Source organism: Serratia sp. BNK-23 (genome assembly GCF_047456145.1).
Taxonomy (GTDB): domain Bacteria; phylum Pseudomonadota; class Gammaproteobacteria; order Enterobacterales; family Enterobacteriaceae; genus Serratia; species Serratia nematodiphila.
This window is the reverse complement of record NZ_CP179900.1, coordinates 3982236-3999857: the sequence shown is the minus strand read 5'-3', so window position 1 is coordinate 3999857 and position 17622 is coordinate 3982236. Positions and strand designations below refer to the sequence as shown.

Annotated in this window: 21 protein-coding genes; 14 read left to right on the top strand and 7 right to left on the bottom strand. The window is 60.5% G+C overall.

Annotated elements, in window-relative coordinates; all coding sequences use genetic code 11:
* Nucleotides 1–19 precede the first annotated feature (19 nt).
* The gene (locus ACMGF9_RS19030) at nucleotides 20–472 is read left to right on the top strand and encodes a thiol-disulfide oxidoreductase DCC family protein (RefSeq protein ID WP_380692714.1); all 453 of its coding nucleotides are present in this window, start codon (nucleotides 20–22) and stop codon (nucleotides 470–472) included.
* Between the two features lie 86 nt (nucleotides 473–558).
* Nucleotides 559–810, top strand: coding sequence for a hypothetical protein (locus tag ACMGF9_RS19025; RefSeq protein ID WP_004928468.1), 252 nt, complete (start codon nucleotides 559–561; stop codon nucleotides 808–810).
* On the opposite strand, the gene ACMGF9_RS19020 is transcribed toward ACMGF9_RS19025, so the two are convergent.
* The 3 genes from ACMGF9_RS19020 to ACMGF9_RS19010 form a co-directional block, all read right to left on the bottom strand.
* Nucleotides 801–1349, bottom strand: coding sequence for a GNAT family N-acetyltransferase (locus ACMGF9_RS19020; RefSeq protein WP_015376798.1), 549 nt, complete (start codon nucleotides 1347–1349; stop codon nucleotides 801–803). The two genes, ACMGF9_RS19025 and ACMGF9_RS19020, sit on opposite strands and share 10 nt — an antisense overlap.
* 95 nt (nucleotides 1350–1444) lie before the next feature.
* Nucleotides 1445–2185: a DUF2076 domain-containing protein gene (locus ACMGF9_RS19015; RefSeq protein WP_004928461.1), complete on the bottom strand. Its 741-nt coding sequence runs from the start codon at nucleotides 2183–2185 to the stop codon at nucleotides 1445–1447.
* A 107-nt stretch (nucleotides 2186–2292) separates the two neighbouring features.
* On the bottom strand, nucleotides 2293–3096 hold the full coding sequence (locus ACMGF9_RS19010) for a helix-turn-helix transcriptional regulator (RefSeq protein WP_414160370.1): 804 nt from the start codon (nucleotides 3094–3096) through the stop codon (nucleotides 2293–2295).
* A gap of 117 nt (nucleotides 3097–3213) precedes the next feature.
* Between ACMGF9_RS19010 and ACMGF9_RS19005 the strand changes: the two genes are divergently transcribed.
* Nucleotides 3214–3984 (top strand): class I SAM-dependent methyltransferase, encoded by a 771-nt coding sequence (locus ACMGF9_RS19005; protein ID WP_088381275.1) that lies wholly within the window; start codon nucleotides 3214–3216, stop codon nucleotides 3982–3984.
* 57 nt (nucleotides 3985–4041) lie between these two features.
* Here the strand turns inward: ACMGF9_RS19005 and aqpZ are convergent, their stop codons facing one another.
* Entirely contained in the window at nucleotides 4042–4737 is a 696-nt protein-coding gene (gene aqpZ / locus ACMGF9_RS19000; protein WP_004940529.1) for an aquaporin Z, read from the bottom strand.
* Nucleotides 4738–5163: 426 nt separating this feature from the next.
* Between aqpZ and ACMGF9_RS18995 the strand changes: the two genes are divergently transcribed.
* Entirely contained in the window at nucleotides 5164–6525 is a 1362-nt protein-coding gene (locus tag ACMGF9_RS18995; RefSeq protein ID WP_015376802.1) for an esterase-like activity of phytase family protein, read from the top strand.
* 198 nt (nucleotides 6526–6723) lie between these two features.
* On the opposite strand, the gene ACMGF9_RS18990 is transcribed toward ACMGF9_RS18995, so the two are convergent.
* The gene (locus tag ACMGF9_RS18990; protein ID WP_088381276.1) at nucleotides 6724–7899 is read right to left on the bottom strand and encodes a low temperature requirement protein A; all 1176 of its coding nucleotides are present in this window, start codon (nucleotides 7897–7899) and stop codon (nucleotides 6724–6726) included.
* Between the two features lie 309 nt (nucleotides 7900–8208).
* Here ACMGF9_RS18990 and ACMGF9_RS18985 point away from each other — a divergent pair, with 309 nt between their 5' ends.
* Nucleotides 8209–8493: a YdgH/BhsA/McbA-like domain containing protein gene (locus ACMGF9_RS18985; RefSeq protein ID WP_004940519.1), complete on the top strand. Its 285-nt coding sequence runs from the start codon at nucleotides 8209–8211 to the stop codon at nucleotides 8491–8493.
* Between the two features lie 241 nt (nucleotides 8494–8734).
* A complete protein-coding gene (locus ACMGF9_RS18980) occupies nucleotides 8735–9292 on the top strand; it encodes a class I SAM-dependent methyltransferase (protein WP_033642027.1) in 558 nt (185 codons plus the stop codon).
* Here ACMGF9_RS18980 and ACMGF9_RS18975 read toward each other — a convergent pair whose 3' ends face one another.
* On the bottom strand, nucleotides 9293–9754 hold the full coding sequence (locus ACMGF9_RS18975) for a GNAT family N-acetyltransferase (protein WP_015376805.1): 462 nt from the start codon (nucleotides 9752–9754) through the stop codon (nucleotides 9293–9295).
* Nucleotides 9755–9972: 218 nt separating this feature from the next.
* Here ACMGF9_RS18975 and ACMGF9_RS18970 point away from each other — a divergent pair, with 218 nt between their 5' ends.
* From ACMGF9_RS18970 to aroL, 4 genes are all read left to right on the top strand, one after another.
* Nucleotides 9973–11088, top strand: a complete 1116-nt coding sequence (locus ACMGF9_RS18970; protein WP_088381277.1) for an ABC transporter substrate-binding protein — start codon at nucleotides 9973–9975, stop codon at nucleotides 11086–11088.
* Entirely contained in the window at nucleotides 11081–13204 is a 2124-nt protein-coding gene (locus ACMGF9_RS18965) for a TonB-dependent siderophore receptor (protein WP_118892402.1), read from the top strand. The genes ACMGF9_RS18970 and ACMGF9_RS18965 overlap by 8 nt, the downstream gene beginning before the upstream one ends.
* A gap of 53 nt (nucleotides 13205–13257) precedes the next feature.
* Nucleotides 13258–13776 (top strand): GNAT family N-acetyltransferase, encoded by a 519-nt coding sequence (locus tag ACMGF9_RS18960; RefSeq protein ID WP_004940503.1) that lies wholly within the window; start codon nucleotides 13258–13260, stop codon nucleotides 13774–13776.
* Between the two features lie 109 nt (nucleotides 13777–13885).
* On the top strand, nucleotides 13886–14410 hold the full coding sequence (aroL, locus tag ACMGF9_RS18955) for a shikimate kinase AroL (protein WP_004940499.1): 525 nt from the start codon (nucleotides 13886–13888) through the stop codon (nucleotides 14408–14410).
* Nucleotides 14411–14446: 36 nt separating this feature from the next.
* On the opposite strand, the gene ACMGF9_RS18950 is transcribed toward aroL, so the two are convergent.
* Nucleotides 14447–15190: a helix-turn-helix domain-containing protein gene (locus ACMGF9_RS18950; RefSeq protein ID WP_021504702.1), complete on the bottom strand. Its 744-nt coding sequence runs from the start codon at nucleotides 15188–15190 to the stop codon at nucleotides 14447–14449.
* A gap of 96 nt (nucleotides 15191–15286) precedes the next feature.
* On the opposite strand from ACMGF9_RS18950, the gene ACMGF9_RS18945 reads away from it, so the two are divergent.
* The 4 genes from ACMGF9_RS18945 to ACMGF9_RS18930 all read left to right on the top strand — a co-directional run bounded on the left by ACMGF9_RS18945 (nucleotide 15287) and on the right by ACMGF9_RS18930 (nucleotide 17616).
* Entirely contained in the window at nucleotides 15287–15691 is a 405-nt protein-coding gene (locus ACMGF9_RS18945) for a nuclear transport factor 2 family protein (protein ID WP_015376809.1), read from the top strand.
* Nucleotides 15692–15738: 47 nt separating this feature from the next.
* On the top strand, nucleotides 15739–15939 hold the full coding sequence (locus tag ACMGF9_RS18940) for a YaiA family protein (RefSeq protein WP_015376810.1): 201 nt from the start codon (nucleotides 15739–15741) through the stop codon (nucleotides 15937–15939).
* Between the two features lie 146 nt (nucleotides 15940–16085).
* Nucleotides 16086–16586 carry an RNA polymerase sigma factor gene (locus ACMGF9_RS18935; protein WP_004940490.1) on the top strand — a complete coding sequence of 167 codons (501 nt, stop codon included), beginning with the start codon at nucleotides 16086–16088 and terminating at the stop codon, nucleotides 16584–16586.
* Between the two features lie 76 nt (nucleotides 16587–16662).
* Nucleotides 16663–17616, top strand: a complete 954-nt coding sequence (locus ACMGF9_RS18930) for a FecR family protein (protein ID WP_044031851.1) — start codon at nucleotides 16663–16665, stop codon at nucleotides 17614–17616.
* Nucleotides 17617–17622 lie beyond the last annotated feature (6 nt).

The window sequence follows — 17622 nt, the reverse complement described above, 5'->3', positions numbered from 1 at the left end:
GCGTTTTTCGGGAGGCGGGATGACCCCTTTATCACAGCTGCCTTATCTCCAGCCCGGCGATCGCGTGCTGTTGTTCGACGGCGAATGCAATCTGTGTCACGGGCTGGTGAGATACCTTATTCGCGCCGATCGGCAGCGGCGTATTCTGTTGGCAACGGTGCAATCCGTCGAAGGGCAGGCGATCCTGCTGGCGTTGGGGTTGCCGACCGATCGTTTCGATTCCGTGGTCTATGTTGAGCAGGGGCGCTATTGGCTGCGCTCGGCGGCGTTGTTTCAGGCGCTGCGCCAAATGACCTGGCCATACCGCGCGCTGGCGCTGGGGCGTTATCTGCCGTCGAAGCTGGCGGACAAGGTGTACGACGCGGTCGCCGGCAATCGCTACCGGCTGTTTGGCCGCAACGACGGCGCCGGTCTGCCGGGTGCCGATCAGCCCGGGCGCTATCTGCCGCGGCGACGGGAACCGCCGGCCTGAGCTTTACGCTTCTTTACCATCCAACCGCTTGAAATATCAGCACTCCAGCTCCATATAATGGAACATTCAACCAACAAGGAGCGCGTATGGGAATCAGTGAAGAAGAGCGCATTCGCCGTTTGACCCAGGAGAAAAACGACATGGGCAATACGGCGAAATGGGTGGCGATCGTTTCCGCCGTGTACTTTGCCTTGATGGTGTTTTACGGCCACCCGACCGGCGTGTTGGCGATGTCGGGCGCGGTGTTCATCGTGTCGACCACCACCTGGCTGAAAAAGCGTAAGAAGGTCAAATCTTATCGCATGGCATTGGCCAGAATCAGCGACGATCAGCCCTGATAGTCGCCGCGCTTTAGTGTATACACCAGGCTCGGCGCCGCGCCGGGCACGTCATCCAGCGTATCCACCCGCCGCATGCCGATCTTTTCCAGCACTCGCCACGACGCCTGATTCTCCGCGCGCACAATGGCGGAAATTTCCTCCATCGCCAATCCGACAAAACCATATTGCAGCGAAGCCCGCGCCATCTCGGTGGCCAACCCCATGCCCCAGACGCGAGTATCGAATCGATAGCCGAGGTTCACGGTGCGCTGTGCGCCGAGCGGTTTCCAGGACAATCCGCCAAAGCCGATGATCCAATCCGGCCGTTCGCGCAGGGCGATCGCCCAGGAACCGTAACCGTGTTGTTGCCACCCGGAAATTCTCTCTTGCAGCGCCGAGATAGCCTGCGCTTCGCTGGTGAGCGGGCCGGCGGGATTGAAACGCTGGGTTTGCGGATCGCCGAAGATGGCGTAGAAGCGTTCGAGATCCGCCATCACCGGCGGGCGCATCTGCAGGCGTTCGCTGAAAAAAGGGTCTGAAGGAGTAAGGCTCATCATCGTTTCTCCCGGCTGGATAAATGAACAGTGTTCACTGTAGACCAGATTGGTGAAACGGGAAATCCCCCTCTGCGGGTGAGAGGGGGCGAAGTGAATTACAGGAAGGAGTCGTCGTCGTCGCTGTAATCGTCGTCGGCGTAATCCGTGTCGTCCTGATAGCTGGCGTTCTGGAAGCCGTTGTCCTGGTTCAGGAAGCTGCCACCATCGCCGTTGTTGAAGGTATCAAGGTTGTTGGAGGCGTCGAAATTGCGCATTGCGCTGTCGTCCAGCGGCGCCGGGGTTTCCTCGATAATATTTACGATTTCCTGTGGTTGCGAATGGCGGAACATGCCGGTCAGCATGTCGGCCAACACCACGCCGCCGGCGACGCCCGCCGCCGTTTGCAAGGCGCCTCCCAGGAAGCCGCCGGCGCGTGAGGGCGCCGCCTGCTGCGGTTGGGCATAGGCAGGCTGCTGCTGCGCGTAGCCCCCCTGCTGCGCGTTGTTCCAGGCCGCCGTATTTTGCTGCTGCGCCTGATACTGTTCACGCGGGCTTGGCGTGCGGCTGCCGCCGCCGAACAGACCGGCCAGGAAGCCGCCGCTGCTCTGCTGGCCGTTGGCGGTTTGCTGCAGCTGCGCCACCTGGGCCTCCAGCTCTTTGACCCGCTGATCCATCTGCTTGAGCGCCGCTTCCTGAATGATCATCGCCTGCGCCATGTAATAAGGGGCGGAAGGCTGCTCGCGAATATGCTGGTTGATTTGCTGCTCTGCCTGGAGATCCCGTGGGCCCGTCTTGGTCTCGGCTTCTTTCAGGCGGCCAAACAGACCATCGATAAGGCGTTGTTCTTCGGATTGCATAGGAGTACCTCAGGAGATAAATAACGGTGCTGGATGATCATTATCATCCGTAACAATCACCCTAGCGCGTTTACATGAACCAATAAATAAATGGCGGGTAAACTTGCCTATGAATTTGTTACCAATTGCGGCAGCGGGATCAGCATCACCAGCTTCAGACCGGCGTGCTCTGCCGGGTGGAAGGTGAGCTGGCGATAGCGCAGCGCGCCTTGCTGAGGATGCTCGAAGGTTCTTTCGCCGCCTTCGCGCGCCATCACGTCATGCTGCTTCCACCAGTGATTAAAGTCCGCGCTGTTGTGCGTCATGTTGCGCACAAAGGCGCGCATCTCTTCGGTATTTTGATGATGGCTGGTCTCGGCGCGAAACTCGGCCACCACGCGGCGCGCGCGTTCTTCCCAATCGCTGACCAGCGTTTTCGCCAGCGGGTGGAAGAACATGAAGTGCAGCAGGTTGGGGCTGTTGGCCGCATCCAGCCAGCCGCTGAATAGCGTCGTCGCCTGCGGGTTCCAGGCGACGACGTTCCAGGTCACGTCCAACAGATAGCAGGGCACCGTCATCTGATGCACGCTTTGCAGCACCGCGTCATTGGCGGTTTCGCGGTGCGTTTCCTGCTCAGGATCGGCGACGCGCGCCAGGGTAAACAGATAGTGGCGTTCGGCGGGGCCGAGCCGCAGCGCCTTGGCGATGCGTGCCAGCGTATAGGGGGAAATGGATACCTCGCGGCCCTGTTCGATCCAAGTATACCAGGTGGCGCTGATGCCGCTGATTTGCGCCAGCTCTTCGCGCCGCAGGCCGCTGGTGCGACGGCGCGAGGAGCTGGGCAGGCCGAGCATTTCCGGCGTGATGCGTTCGCGGTGCGCCCGCAGGAACGCGCCGAGGGCCTTTGGCCCGGATAAGGCTTCTGATGACATAGCGTGGTACCTATTTATACCAGGATAACTGCTCATATTGTACCCGTATAGTAGCCTGATTATAGTAGCCGAAAGCCTTCAGGCACAGGCGCAAGCCGGATAATAACGGGAGCAAACATGAGCATCAGCAACAGCCATAAAAACGCGGTAGACCGGCAGTTCGGCGAGCAGGCCAACGCCTACTTAACCAGCGCGGTACACGCGCAGGGCAAGGATTTGCAACGCCTTGCACAGTTACTGGAACCGCACGCCGGCGCGCGCCTGCTCGATCTGGGCTGCGGCGCCGGGCATGCCAGCTTCACCGCGGCTGCCAGGGTAGCGCAGGTGGTGGCCTACGATCTGTCGGCGCAAATGTTGGCGGTGGTGAAGCAGGCGGCGGCGGAAAAAGGCCTGAATAACATTCAGCAGCAGCAGGGCGTGGCGGAGTCTTTACCGTTTGAAGACGCCAGCTTCGATCTGGTCATCAGCCGCTATTCGGCGCACCACTGGCACGACGTCGGCCAGGCGCTGCGCGAGGTCAGGCGGGTACTCAAACCGGGCGGCAGAGCGATCATTATGGACGTGGTCTCGCCGGGGCATCCGCTGCTGGATATCTACCTGCAAACCGTGGAAGTGCTGCGCGACACCTCGCACGTGCGCAACTATGCGCCGGGCGAGTGGTTGAGGTTATTGACCGAAGCTGGGTTGGTGGTGCGTGAGGTGACGGCGGATCGCTTGATGCTGGAGTTCGGTAGCTGGGTGGCGCGCATGCGCACGCCGGCGCATTTCGTTACCGCGATCCGCGCGCTGCAGCAAAGCGTGTCGGAAGAGGTAGCGGCGCATTTCGCCATTCAGCCGGACGGCTCCTTTACCAGCGATATCATGATGTTTGAAGTGACGAAGGGCTGAAAGCAACGGGGCAGCCGATGAAGGCTGCCCCGTGAAACGCGATCGACTGCGATACGCTTATTTTTTGTCTTCCAGCAGGCAGCGGTAGATCAGGCCGCCGATAATGCCGCCGACCAGCGGCACCAGCCAGAATACCCACAGCTGCTGCAGCGCCCAGGTGCCCTGGAAGATCGCTACGCCGGTGCTGCGCGCCGGGTTGACGGAGGTGTTGGTCACCGGGATGCTGATCAGGTGGATCAGCGTCAGCGTCAGGCCGATAGCCAGCGGGGCAAAGCCTGCCGGCGCGCGCTTGTCGGTCACGCCGTGAATAACGATCAGGAAGAAGGCGGTCAGTACCAGCTCAATCACGATCGCGGCTTGCAGAGAATAACCGCCCGGTGAGTGTTCGCCGTAACCGTTGGAGGCGAAGCCGCCTGCGGTGGCGTCGAAACCGGCTTTGCCGCTGGCGATCAAATACAGCACCGCCGCTGCGGCGATACCGCCGATGACCTGAGCGATAACGTAAGGAATAACGTCTTTCGCCGCGAAACGGCCGCCGGCGAATAAGCCGACGGTGACGGCCGGGTTAAAATGCCCGCCGGAAATATGGCCGACGGCATAGGCCATCGTCACCACGGTCAGACCGAAAGCGAGCGCGACGCCGAGGAAACCAATACCCAGCTGTGGGAATGCCGCTGCCAATACTGCGCTACCACAACCACCAAACACCAACCAAAATGTGCCAAAAAATTCAGCAAAAAGTCGCTTTGACATAGATTCCATCCTGCGGAATAGACTAACGGGCGTTAGCACTAAAAACTATAGAACAGCTTTTTGAGTTCATGCAGATATTCTATAGAATTTTCTTAATGCACCTTGAATAACGGCGGTATTAAATCCCCGGTATTTTATTTTGTCTATGAGAAAAACACCGTTTTTTCCCGTGCCGACGCGCGTTTGCCGATTTTTTTATCTTTGCTATAAGAATTTACCCTAAGCAAAATGGCGGGCTATTTTCGGGCGGTTTTTTCCAGCGGTTTTATCCATTCAATACGCTCAGGTTAATTGCTAATTTCTATTTGTCAGCCAACCTTATTGCTTGTTTTACATTTGACGAAGCGCCTGTTGTCATCTAAGTGTCATGCAAAATTAATATCTTCTTCTGCCTGATAACGCTTCATTCAACCTCGGGTAAAAAACATGAGAATAAAATCGCTCTCCCTGCTGTTGGCTTCGCTGTTTCCGGTATTCACCTACGCTGCAGATATTGAGGTGGCGCGTTATGTGGTCGGCTTCCCCGGCGGGGAACGCGTCGCCTATCAGGGGGCGTTTGCCAAGCATTTCCCGCAGGGGTTGCCGGTGGGGATCGGCTCAGGGCTGTCGTTCAATCGCAAGCAGGGCGACGATCTGGTGCTGACGACGCTGACCGATCGCGGCCCGAATGCTGATGCCCCTGCGGTGGGCAAGCAAGAAGCCAAGATTTTCGCCAATCCGCAATTCACGCCTCTGTTGATGGACATTCGTATCGGCGGCGGCAAGGCCGTGGCCGAGAATGCGCGGCCCTTGCATGACGAAAAAGGGCCGATTAGCGGGCTGCCGCTGCCGAGCGAGCTGATTGGTTCCACGAACGAAGTGGCGTTGAACGACGCGCTGCAACCGCTGTCTGGCGATCGCCGTGGGTTGGATACCGAAGGTATCATCGGTGACGGCAACGGCGGCTATTGGCTGTGTGACGAGTATGGCCCGTTTCTGATCCATGTCGACGACAAAGGCAAAATTCTCGCCAAATATGGCCCAACGCCGCAGGCCGGCGAGCAGGCGGTGGCGAGCGGTTTGCCGAACATCCTGAAGTGGCGCCAGCCTAACCGCGGTTTTGAGGGGCTGACCCGGATGCCGGATGGACGCATTCTGGCGGCGGTGCAGAGCACGCTGGATGTTGATGGTAAAAGCAAAAACAAGGCGCAGTTTACCCGGCTGGTGAGCTTCGATCCGCGCAGTGGCAAAACTGCGATGTATGGCTATCCCATCGATATCGACCGCTATAAAAAAGCCAAAGACGCCAAGATTGGCGATATCGTGGCGTTGGACAACCAGCGCATCCTGTTGATTGAACAGGGAACCGATAAAGATAAGACGATGATCAACAAGATCTATCTGGTGGATCTCGCGCAGGCCAGCGATCTGAGTACGTTTGACGGCCAGGGTAAAGCGCTGGAGTTCGACGATGCGCAAGAGCTGGCTAAACGCGGCGTGAAGCTGGCGCAGAAACGGGAAGTGGCGGATCTGCGCCAGTTGGGCTGGCGCCAGGAGAAAGCGGAAGGGTTGGCGCTGATCGACGATCGCACACTGGCGGTGATCAATGACAACGATTTCGGCTTGCAGGCGAAGCTGGTGGATGCGTCGCCAAAGAGCAAAAAAATCGGTGACTACCAGCTGGAGAAAGGAGGGCGGTTGAGCCTCGACGGCGACAAGACCGATGCCCGTATCGAATTGCGCCCTCTGGAGCAGCCGGAGTCGCTGAGTGAGCTCTGGGTGCTCACCTTGCCGCAACCCTTGAAGTGATCGAGAAGGGGCGACAGCGCCCCCGTCAGACCGTTGAAAAAGGAGGAAAAAACGTGGTTTTTCCTCCTTTGTGGCCATCAGCCGAAAATCAATAAATTGATTTTCCTTGTTTTTTTATCCGCTGCTCTCTGCAAACCCGGCAATGGCATGAGGTTTGTCATCAATCTCACAGCGGGGGCGGTGACGCCCCCGTTTGCTTCAGGTCTCCGCGTGCCGCTGCGGCGCTCTGCCGCGCGAGATGCTCTCCCACACCGCCACCACCACCATGATCAGCGTCGTCAGGCCATTGACCATCAGCAGATCGGTTAAATAGGCGGCGGGGGCCAATACCGCCAGCGTCAGCAGCCCAACCAGGTGCGACAGCGGGAAGCGGCGATACACCAACCGTTTATACAGCGCGTTGGCGAACAGGTAAATCGCCGGGCCGAGCAGCAGCACCGCCGCCGTGGCGTGTTGGATGCGGCCGTCAGGATGGGCGATCACCAGCTCGTTGGCCACGGCGCAGACGATGATGGCTCCCACCAGCGCGACGTGCACGTAGTGGAAATAAGCGCCCAGCTGGCCGGGGTTTTCCGCTTGGCTGATGGCGTGGCTGCCGGCTTTGCTGCTGGTGTCGAAGTAAACCCACCACATCGCCAGGCTGCCGAGAAAGGCCACCAGCGAAGCGATGAGCACCGGCAGGCTCCAGCTTTCCATTTCGCTCAGGGTGGCGCCGGTGATCAGAATGGTTTCCCCCAGCGCCACGATCACGAACAGCTGGCAGCGCTCCGCCAGATGGTGGCCTTCGATGGTCCATTCGCTGCTGCTGTCCGAGCGCCCCAGCACCGGCAGGCGAAAACCGAACATCGGCGAGACGTATTCGCACAAGACGGCGATCGCCCACAGCGCCAGGCGAGTATGGCCTTCCGCCAGCCCGCCGGCGATCCAGAAGACGGCGGAGATGCACAGCCAGCCGAGGATGCGGCGAAAGTTTTGTTTCAATGGGTGGCCAGGCGCCAGCAGGCGCAATACCGTGGCGGAGCGGCCGACCTGAATAGCGACATAAAACAGCGCGAAGATCAGGCCGCGCTCGCCAAACGCCTGCGGCAGCGCGGCGGCGGCGAACAGCCCCAGCAGCATGATCGAGAACAGCAGCAGGCGGATCTGGCGGGTATCCGGATTGAACCAGTTGGTGACCCAGGCGGTGTATTGCCAGGCCAGCCAGACGGCAAACCACAGCAGCAGGGTTTCCAGCGCGCCGGTCAGTGTCAGGTGATGCAACAGATAGTGGGAAAGTTGGGTCACGGCGAAAACGTAGATCAGATCGAACAGCAGCTCGGAAAATGAGACCGACGCGCCCTGACCGTCACGCACGCGCAGCAGGTTTTGCGACATAAGCGTTCTTCCTTAAAAGGGTAAGCCACAAAATCAGCGTAGCTCAGCGCGCTCCGGCGGGTAAAAAATCTTAAATAGACGCGGCGCGCATGCTTTATCTCGCACCGTCTTTAATTGTTCATCAAATAGGGGTAAGGTGAGGTCTATAAAGTCATTCCCGCCTGAAAATACACACCCGCTCTTACTTCCTCCTTATTCTCCTCACAATGATTGATGTTCTTTACGTTGCATGACGTCCGTTTTCATTGGCTAGCGGATAATTAACATCACTGACCACGAGCTAATAAACAAGAACACCTGGAGTCAATCATGAAACTCATCCCAAGTATCGCAGCCGTATTGATCGCCGCCGCTTCTTTCTCCACTTTCGCCGCGCCGCTGTCGTCGGTGAAACAGGTCAACAGCGAGCAGGCCGCCAATCTGCAAAGCATCGGCGTCGTGTCGGTTTCCGGCATTAGCGGCTCACCGCATGATGCCATCACCGCCCTTAAAGAAAAAGCCGCGGCGGACGGCGCCAGCCATTATCGCATTATCGGTCTGGACACCCCCGGGGATTCCAGCAACTGGCGCGGCAATGCGGAAATTTATCGCTAAGCATTGGTTTTTTTACGCTCTGGCCGCGGCAACGCGGCCAATAAAATAAACGGTCGCAATAATTATCTGAATAGTCGGTGTATAAACGATTTATTCTCAGGTCATTATTACGGCCGTTTTTCTTTGCGTGCCGTTGATGAGGTTGCATTTTATTACAACTGTGTCTGCCGCTTTCGGAATCATGTTAATGATTACTTAAGAAATTCGGCTCACATTGAGGGCTTAACCCAAGGAGGCCTCAATGTTAAATGCGACCCGGCTGCAACTGATGAATCACTTCGCTTACCTGCAGCAATTTATGGCTTCACCGCGCACCGTCGGTACGCTGGCGCCTTCTTCCCCGTGGCTGTGTCAGGCGATGCTGAATCAGGTTGAATGGACCCGGGCGCTGTCGATCGCGGAACTGGGCGCGGCCGACGGGGTGTTGACCAAACGTATTCTGGGGCGGATGCGCGCCGATGCGGCGCTGGAGGCCTTCGAAATCCAACCCCATTTCGTGCATCGGCTGCGCGGGATTGACGATCGGCGGCTGCAGGTGATGGGCCATTCGGCGACCCGGATGGCCACCGATTACGACGTGGTGTTTTCCTGCCTGCCGCTGTTGTCGATCCCGGTCAGGATCAGCGTGCGCATTCTTCAGCAGGCCCGGCAGCGGCTGCTGGCGCGCAACGGCACGCTGGTGTTGTTCCAATACAGCCACCTGTCGGAAAAATTGCTGTCGCGCTATTTTCACTGGAAGCGCCTGCGGGTAGTGCGCAACTTCCCGCCGGCGCTGGTGTATGTCTGTACGCCGCGTTAGCTACAGCGTTTTCGCCATCACCACCACCTCTTCGTCATGCTGCCGCCGGCGCTCCAGAGGTTGCCAACCCCAGCCGGCGTACAGCGCTTCCGACTTGTCGGTGATGAGATGCAGAACCGAGTGATGGCGTTGCCGCGCCGCCTCGACGATGGCCATCTCCAGACAGTGGGCGATGCCCTTGCGGCGGTGATCGGGATGCACGAAGACGCCGGCCAGCCACGGAGTGAGATCCTGGCGCTGATGATCGTCGCTGGGCCACAGGCTGGCCATGCCGACCGGACGATCGCCGTCGATCATCATCAGCGTCAGGTGATCGTCGCTTGGCCGGCTGCATTGGGCGAAACGCAGCTGGGTGCGCGCCAGCGAACCGCCGCGCTGTGACCCCCATTGGCCGAAAGCCCAGGCGGCGCACACATCGGCAAACTGCGGGCACTCCGACAGCGGAATGATGCGTTGAGTCATGGCGGTCTCCCGGTTTTTTTGCTGTTTCCCCCTCCTATTTAACCGATTTTTCCGCCATTTTTTTAACTTTTTAAAGCCGCTATTTTAGCGGTTTCGCCGTGTTTGCCGCGCGCCCGGCGCCGTTTCCCGGATTTCTTTTGGCAATGGCGGCGTGGGATTGCAAGTGCTAATGAGAGTGATTATCATGCGCGCACTATTTCCCCCGTTTCGGCTCAATCATGCGCACTTCCCTCATTTTACTGCTGCTTTCCCTGTGGTTCGGCATGTTCTCCGCCCAGGCGAAGACGGTAACCGACATCACCGGCCGCCAGGTCGCGGTGCCGGACAACCCGCAGCGCATCGTGGTGGGGGAGAGCCGCATGCTGTATACGCTGGCGCTGCTGGAGCCGGGCAACCCGGCGCAGCGCATCGTCGGCTGGCCGGCGGATCTGGCGCGCTTTGATGCGCAAAGCTGGCAGCTGTATACGCAGAAGTTTCCACAGATAGCCCAGATCCCCGTCATCAGCGGCAATAACTTTCGCCAGGTCAACATCGAAAGCCTGCTGCAGCTGAAGCCGGATCTGGTGATCCTGGCGCGCTACGCGCGTGAAGACGGCGACAACGATCTGCTGGTTTCCGCACTGAGTAAGGCCGGCGTGGCGGTGATCTACGTCGATCTGCGCATCGATCTGCTGAACAACACCGTGCCGAGCGTGCGGCTGCTGGGCGAAGTGCTCAATCGCCAGCAACGCGCCGAGCAGTTCATCGCGTTTTATCAGCAGCATATGACGGTGATCCGGCAACGGCTGGCGGGCTATCAGGGGCCGAAGCCCAAGGTGATGCTGCACCTGCATCTGGGGCGGCGCGACACCTGTTGCACCACCGCCGCGCACGGCAATCTCGGCGATCTGCTGACCTTCGCCGGCGGCGACAACATCGCCAACGCCAGCGTCAAAGGGGTGTATGGCGAGCTGAACCCGGAAACCATTCTGAGCGCCAATCCCGACGTGTACCTCGCCACCGGCATGGCCGGCCCGCAGGGCAAACGGCTGTCCGATCTGCGCCTCGGGCCGCAGGTCAGCCGACAAGAGGCCGCCGACAGCTTCCGCCAACTGATCGCCAAACAGCCGATGCTGGCCAGCCTGCAGGCGGTGAAAAACCACCGCGCCTGGAGCGTCTGGCACAACTTTTACCTCAGCCCGTACCATGTCGTGCTGGTCGAGATGTTCGCCAAAGCGTTTTACCCGGATCTGTTCGCCGACATCAACCCGCAGCAGACCTTCCAACAGCTGTATCAGCAGTTTTTGCCGTTACCTTTTTCAGGGACCTATTGGAGTCAGTTAGATAATGAATAACAACAAGCGCGGCTGGTGGTGCGCATTGCCTTTGGCAGCCTGCGCGACATCGCCGGCGTGGGCGGCGGAAAAAGCCGCGCCGCAGGAAGAGAGCCTGGTGGTGGTCGGCCGCAAAGACGCCGACGGCGTGCAGAGCTATCAGCCGTTGACCAGCGTTACCGGCACCCGCAGCGAAACCAACCTGCTGAACGTGCCGCAGGCGATCGACGTGGTGCCGCAACAGGTGATTACCGATCAGGCGGTCAGCAGCCTGGACGAAGCGCTGTACAACGTCAGCGGCATAACCCAGGCCAACACGTTGGGGGGCACCCAGGACGCGGTAATGAAACGCGGCTTCGGCGACAACCGCGACGGCTCCATTCTGCGCGACGGCGTGCGCTCGGTGCAGGCGCGCAACTTTACGCCGACCACCGAGCGGGTGGAGGTGCTCAAGGGGCCGGCCTCGATGCTGTACGGCATGGGCGAGCCGGGCGGGATGATCAACATGATCACCAAAAAACCCCAGCTGCAGCAGCATACCCACGTGGAAGGCTGGGGCAGCAGTTTCAACGGCGGCGGTGGCCAGCTCGACGTTACCGGGCCGCTCGGCACGTCGGGGTTTGCCTATCGGATGATCGTCGATCACGATGAAACCGATTACTGGCGCAACTTTGGCCGCAATCGCCAGACGGTGATCGCGCCCTCGCTGATGTGGTACGGCGAGAACACCACCGTGCGGTTGGCCTATGAACATATGGAATATCTGGTGCCGTTCGATCGCGGCACCATTATCGATTCGCGCACCGGCAAACCGGTGAATACGCCGCGCGATCGCCGTTTCGACGAGGCTTATAACGCCACCCGCGGCGATCAGGACAGCGTCACCCTGCGGATCGATCAAACGCTCAATGAGCGCTGGAAAAGCTCGCTGACCTACGCCTACAGCCGCAACAGCTACAGCGACAACCAGGCGCGCGCCACGGCGCTGGACCCGGAGAGCGGCGCATTGAGCCGCCAGGCCGACTCGACCGCCCATGCCGTCAGCCACGCCAACGCGGTGCAGCTGACGTTCAATGGTGACGTGGACTGGGGCAGCATCAACCACCAGATGCTGTTCGGCTTTGATTTTGAAGATAACCGTACCTACCGCGGCGACATGATCCGCGGTAAAAAGAACAGCGATTTCAATATTTATCATCCGGTATACGGCCTGATGCCGCCGTCGACGGCGGTCAGCGCCAAAGACAGCGACCAGCGGGAAAATCTCACCAGCTACGGCTGGTTTATGCAGGATTCCATCCAGCTAACCGATAAATGGCTGGTGATGGGCGGGCTGCGCTACGACGCTTTCGACGTCTATGCCGGCAAGGGGCGGCCGTTCCAGACCAATACCGACAGCTCGGACGGCAAGCTGGTGCCGCGCGCCGGGGTGGTCTACAAGCTGACGCCTTACATGTCGCTGTACAGCAGCTATACCGAGTCGTTCAAGCCGAACTCTTCCATCGCCACCCAGATTGATTCGCTGCCGCCGGAGCAGGGCAAGTCGTGGGAAGTCGGCGGCAAGCTGGCGCTGCCGAACGGTGTTACCGGCACGTTGGCGCTGTTCGACATCACCAAGCGCAACGTGATGGTCAGTGAGCTGGTGGCGGGCGAAACCGTGACGCGCACCGCCGGGCGCGTGCGTTCGCAGGGCGTGGAGCTGGACGTGGCCGGTAATCTCACCGACTCGCTGAGCCTGATCGGTTCCTATGCGTATACCGACGCACGGGTGGTGGACGATCCGGACAACAAGGGCAAAGAGATGACCAACGTGGCGCGCCACACCGCCTCGCTGTTCCTGAGCCAGAACCTGGGCAGCCCGGGTCTCTACAGCGGCGATGAGGTGCGCATTGGCGCCGGTGCGCGCTACGTAGGGCGCCGCCCGGGTGACGCCGCCAACAGTTTCTACCTGGATAACTACACCGTTGCCGATGCGTTCGCCGCTTACACCATGCCGATCAACGGCTATCGGGTGAAATGGCAACTGAACGTGAAGAACCTGTTCGATAAAACCTACTACCCGTCCAGCGGCGGCAATTTGCGCGTGGCGGTGGGGGAACCGCGTGAGGTGGTGCTGCGCGGCAGTGTCGATTTCTAAGCCACGGGCGGTGAAATTTGCTTAAATAACCGCCCCAACGTTAAGGAGAACCCATGAGCCTGCAGATTCGTTTGGCGCAGCAGCGGGATATCGCGCATCTGATGGCGGTTGAACGCTCGGCGGCGCAGTTGTTTCGCCAACAGCCGGAATGGCGCTTTATTGCCGAAGGCGAGGTGATGGCCCCGCAGCAGCATGCCGCGTTTATCGCCGAGCGCCGTGAATGGCTGGCGGAAAGCGACAACGGCGAGTGCGCCGGTTTCATCGCCGTGCTGGCTCAGGGGGAAGACTGGCACATCGCCGAATTGTCGGTCGCCGGCACCTGGCAGCGGCAGGGCGTCGGCCGCCGCCTGATCGGCGCGGTGGCGGAAGAAGCCAAACGGCAGGGGGCCGGCCGCCTGACGCTCACCACCTTCATTGAGGTGCCGTGGAATGCGCCTTACTACCGGCGGCTGGGATTCCGGCCGCTTGAGGGCGCGCAGCTCACGGCCGCCTTGCGGCGGCATCTGGATGAGGATCTGGCGCACGGCTTTGCCGTCGGCAGTCGCTGTGCCATGGAATTTACACTATCGTAAATATTGAAATACAGAGCGGGCAGGGTATGATGCTGCCACCACGCCATCGCACCCGCTCGGCATTTTGGTATGCAATGCACTCAAGTCACCGCATAAGGGACAACCCGTAATGACACAAACCCTGTTCATGATAGGCGCTCGCGGAGCCGGCAAGACCACGGTAGGCCGCGCATTGGCGCTGGCGTTGGGCTATCAATTCGTCGATACCGATCTGTTTATGCAGCAGGCGGCGCAGATGAGCGTGGCGGAAATGGTCGAGCGCGAGGGTTGGCTGGGGTTCCGCCGCCGTGAGACCGTCGCGTTGCAAACCGTGACTAAGCCGTCAACTATAGTTGCCACCGGCGGCGGCGCGATCCTGGCGGAAGAGAATCGTCAGTTTATGCGCCAGCATGGCACCGTTATCTACCTGCGCGCGCCGGCCAGCGTGTTGGCGCAGCGGTTGGAAGAGTACCCGGAAGATGCGCAGCGCCCGACGCTCACCGGCAGGCCGATCGCCGAAGAGATGCGCGAGGTGCTGGCCGCGCGGGAAGCGCTGTATCAGGATGCCGCACATTACGTGATGGACGGCGCCGCCGATCCGCAGCGGGTGGTGGAACAAATCCTCGCGGTGCTGCCGCGTGAGACGGTGAAATAACCTTTTCTTCTCTTCAGGCGCTGTGCGCCCGTTTTTCTATTCCGTTTGCCGAGCGGCCGCAAAGTAGGCCCCGGGCGTGACGCCGAAGCGGCGGCGAAAGGCGGCGATGTAGGCGCTGACGTTATCATAGCCGCAGGCGTCGGCCACCTCGCCAACCGCTTCGCCGCGTGATAACCCCTCCAGTGAACGCAATACCCGCGCCTGCTGGCGCCACAGCGCGAAGCTGATGCCGGTTTCCTGCAGAAAACGGCGGCTCAGGGTGCGCGGGCTGAGCCCGGCCCAGATGGCCCAGTCGCGCTGGCTGCGCGGGCTGGCGGGATCGTTCAGCAGCGCACGGGCGATGTTCAGCAACCGGGCGTCCTGCGGCAGCGGCAATTGCAACGGCGCGCGGCTTGCCGCGTGCATTTCGTCCAGCAGCACCTGCAGCAGCCGCCGTTGCGGCGCACTCAGCGGGCCGGCGGGGAACTGCGCGATGCGCTCCACCAGGGCCTGCAACAACGCAGAGGCCGTGAACAGCTGCGGCAGCGGCGGCATCTCCGGCACGCTTTCCATCGGCAGATACAGGCTCCAGCCCGCCACGTCGCCACAGGCCAGCGCCTGATGGGCGCATCCCGGCGGCAGCCAGCCCAGCGTGCCGCCGGTGATCGCCCATTGCCGGCCCGGGAGTTCCATTGCCAGCATGCCGCGCGTCAAGAGATAGATCTGGCCGCCTTCGTGCCGGTGCCAGGGCGTCAGGTGCTTTTTTTCATGCTGAAGGCGTTGGCTGCGGATCTGCGTCATGTTGGCCGTTTAACGTTATTGAAAGTCTTGATGTGGTTATTATGCCATCGCCTGGCCGGGATAGGATCGCCGTTCACCCTATTTCGGAGAAATGTGATGACTCAACTTACCCCGCTGAATCTGGTGCTCGATACGCTGCAGCAGATCGTCGCCAGCCCGGAGCATCGGCCGGCCCAGCTCGCCGCCCGCTTCAGCGCAGGCTACCGCCAGCAGGTGGATGGCAAGGTGCTGCACTTCGAGCAGTTTGAGCAGCATATGGCGCTGCTGAAGCGGCAAACTCGCCGCATGACGCTGAGCGTGATCGCGGCGGCGGAGCAGGGCGAGGCGGTGCTGACCCACCATCTGGTCGAGGTGGAAAAGCGTGACGGTTCCCGCTGCCGCGTGCGGGTGTTGGCGCACTTCACCGTGCGTGAAGGGCGTATTTGCGCCTGCGACGAATTGACCGAGCTGTTGACGGGGGCTCCCGGCGATCGCGATCTTGGTTCGCGCGTGTCGGAATGAGGGCGGCTGCTATACTTGCTACTGTGTGAAACACACGGGAGAACGGCATGCGCGAAAATGATCAACCTGCTTATCCACGGAGTGCCCGCGTCGTAGAGGTGTTTCGGGGGGACCCGAACCTGCATCTGCGCCGCTTTGAGGTGCGCACCGACGACATTGAGCCGAATACGCTGCTCAGTGAACATGAAACCGAGCAGGAAGCGCTCGACGCCAAGCACCGCTATGAAGACGAGGCGCTAGAGCACTGACCTGCAGCCCAGCGGAAACCGGCGTCAGGCCGGTTTCCTGTTTATCCCCCCGCGTTAGCACATATTTCCCAGAACAATATTGATAATGATAATCATTTATGTGATTTTTATCGCCCCTATTGGGTGTTTCACTTCTGGGAAAAGAGATGTCCAATTCCGAGTTGCAGGCGCTGTTTCTGCGCCATATGCGGCCGCTGCAAGCCTATTTGAACGCCAAACTGCGCGACCCTCAGCTGGCCGCGGATTTGGCGCAGGAAAGTTTTACCCGCCTTACCGAGCAATATCCGCAGGGTAACATTCTCGATATCGAAGCCTACCTGTATAAAACCGCCAAAAACCTGATGTTCGACCATCTGCGCCAGCAGCAGCGGCGGCAGACCGAAGCGGTCGAAGACGACATTCTGGCGCAGTATCCCTCCGGTGAACCGGCGCTTGAACAACTGGCGATCGATAGCCAATTGCTGCAGCTGTTGCAGCAGGCGCTGGCGGACATGCCGCCGCGCACGCAGCAGATTTTCCGCCTTAACCGGCTCGATGGCCTGACCCAGGCGCAGGTGGCGGCGCAGCTGGGCGTGTCGCTCAGCACGGTGGAAAAACACCTGGCCAGCGCGCTCGAGCGGCTGATGGCGCGGATGGAAGAACAATAATGGCAATTTTTTTACGGGTTTATCCGCGCTCAGACGTCTTAACCTATAACCAGAAAAAACAGAGGTCTATGCCATTATGAAACCGCTAACCGCACAGGCGCGACAGCAGGCGGCCGCCTGGGCCGTGAGCCTGGCCGAAGGGGCGCTGCCGGCCGATCGGCGGCGAGCGTTGGACGCCTGGCTGGCCGCCGATCCGCAGCATCCGGCGGCGCTGCGTCAGGCTCGCCTGCTGTGGACGACGCTGGGACAGCTGCCGCCTGAGCAGCGGCAGGCGTTACAACCGCAGGTGGCGACGCTGAAAACGTCATCCCATCGCAGGTGGCCCCGCTGGGCGGTGGCGGCGGCGGTGGCGATCGCCGTTTCCTTCGGCGTTTATCGCGGGCCGGATCTATGGATTGGCATGCAGGCGGATTACCAAACCGTTCGCGGCGAGGTGCGCGAAGTTGCGTTGCCGGACGGCAGCCGGGTGGCGCTGGACAGCGACAGCGCGATCGCACTGGCGTATTCCGCAGGCGAACGCAAGGTGCGGCTGCTTAGCGGCGCCGCCTATTTTGTCGTCGCGCCGTTGGGCGGGCCGGAAAGTCGCCCGTTCAGGGTGGAGGCGGAAAACGGCGTCACCCAGGCACTGGGCACCGAGTTCAGCGTGGCGCGCACCGAGCAGGGCGTCGACGTCAGCGTGCATCAGCACAGCGTGCGGGTAACGCTTGAGCGCGGTGAGCGTTCGCTGGTGGTCGCGCAACGCCAGGCGGCGCATTACCGCAACGGGCAGCTGCAGCTGACGCGGCAAACGGCCGGTGATGACGCCTGGCGGCGCGGCTGGCTGGTGATCGACCGCCAACCGCTGACGCAGGCGCTCGCGCAGCTCAACCGCTATCGCGAGACCCGCATCGTAGCGATCAATCCCGAACTCAGATCGCGTACGGTCAGCGGCGTGTTCGCGCTCAATAAACTCGACGACGGCGTCGGCGCCATTCGTCAGGAACTCTCCGCCCGCCAGCTGAATCTCCCCGGCATCACGCTGCTTTACTGAGCGGTG

Excerpts from the sequence above, each read along its gene's own strand:
- aqpZ (WP_004940529.1), bottom strand. The coding sequence starts at position 4,737 with ATGTCAAAGCGACTTTTTGCTGAATTTTTTGGCACATTTTGGTTGGTG.
- ACMGF9_RS19010 (WP_414160370.1), bottom strand. The coding sequence starts at position 3,096 with ATGTCATCAGAAGCCTTATCCGGGCCAAAGGCCCTCGGCGCGTTCCTG.
- ACMGF9_RS18970 (WP_088381277.1), top strand. The coding sequence starts at position 9,973 with ATGCGCACTTCCCTCATTTTACTGCTGCTTTCCCTGTGGTTCGGCATG.
- ACMGF9_RS18945 (WP_015376809.1), top strand. The coding sequence starts at position 15,287 with ATGACTCAACTTACCCCGCTGAATCTGGTGCTCGATACGCTGCAGCAG.
- ACMGF9_RS18980 (WP_033642027.1), top strand. The coding sequence starts at position 8,735 with ATGTTAAATGCGACCCGGCTGCAACTGATGAATCACTTCGCTTACCTG.
- ACMGF9_RS18990 (WP_088381276.1), bottom strand. The coding sequence starts at position 7,899 with ATGTCGCAAAACCTGCTGCGCGTGCGTGACGGTCAGGGCGCGTCGGTC.
- ACMGF9_RS18995 (WP_015376802.1), top strand. The coding sequence starts at position 5,164 with ATGAGAATAAAATCGCTCTCCCTGCTGTTGGCTTCGCTGTTTCCGGTA.
- ACMGF9_RS19030 (WP_380692714.1), top strand. The coding sequence starts at position 20 with ATGACCCCTTTATCACAGCTGCCTTATCTCCAGCCCGGCGATCGCGTG.
- ACMGF9_RS18930 (WP_044031851.1), top strand. The coding sequence starts at position 16,663 with ATGAAACCGCTAACCGCACAGGCGCGACAGCAGGCGGCCGCCTGGGCC.
- aroL (WP_004940499.1), top strand. The coding sequence starts at position 13,886 with ATGACACAAACCCTGTTCATGATAGGCGCTCGCGGAGCCGGCAAGACC.
- ACMGF9_RS19020 (WP_015376798.1), bottom strand. The coding sequence starts at position 1,349 with ATGATGAGCCTTACTCCTTCAGACCCTTTTTTCAGCGAACGCCTGCAG.
- ACMGF9_RS18965 (WP_118892402.1), top strand. The coding sequence starts at position 11,081 with ATGAATAACAACAAGCGCGGCTGGTGGTGCGCATTGCCTTTGGCAGCC.
- ACMGF9_RS18985 (WP_004940519.1), top strand. The coding sequence starts at position 8,209 with ATGAAACTCATCCCAAGTATCGCAGCCGTATTGATCGCCGCCGCTTCT.
- ACMGF9_RS18950 (WP_021504702.1), bottom strand. The coding sequence starts at position 15,190 with ATGACGCAGATCCGCAGCCAACGCCTTCAGCATGAAAAAAAGCACCTG.
- ACMGF9_RS18975 (WP_015376805.1), bottom strand. The coding sequence starts at position 9,754 with ATGACTCAACGCATCATTCCGCTGTCGGAGTGCCCGCAGTTTGCCGAT.
- ACMGF9_RS19025 (WP_004928468.1), top strand. The coding sequence starts at position 559 with ATGGGAATCAGTGAAGAAGAGCGCATTCGCCGTTTGACCCAGGAGAAA.
- ACMGF9_RS19005 (WP_088381275.1), top strand. The coding sequence starts at position 3,214 with ATGAGCATCAGCAACAGCCATAAAAACGCGGTAGACCGGCAGTTCGGC.
- ACMGF9_RS18935 (WP_004940490.1), top strand. The coding sequence starts at position 16,086 with ATGTCCAATTCCGAGTTGCAGGCGCTGTTTCTGCGCCATATGCGGCCG.
- ACMGF9_RS18940 (WP_015376810.1), top strand. The coding sequence starts at position 15,739 with ATGCGCGAAAATGATCAACCTGCTTATCCACGGAGTGCCCGCGTCGTA.
- ACMGF9_RS19015 (WP_004928461.1), bottom strand. The coding sequence starts at position 2,185 with ATGCAATCCGAAGAACAACGCCTTATCGATGGTCTGTTTGGCCGCCTG.
- ACMGF9_RS18960 (WP_004940503.1), top strand. The coding sequence starts at position 13,258 with ATGAGCCTGCAGATTCGTTTGGCGCAGCAGCGGGATATCGCGCATCTG.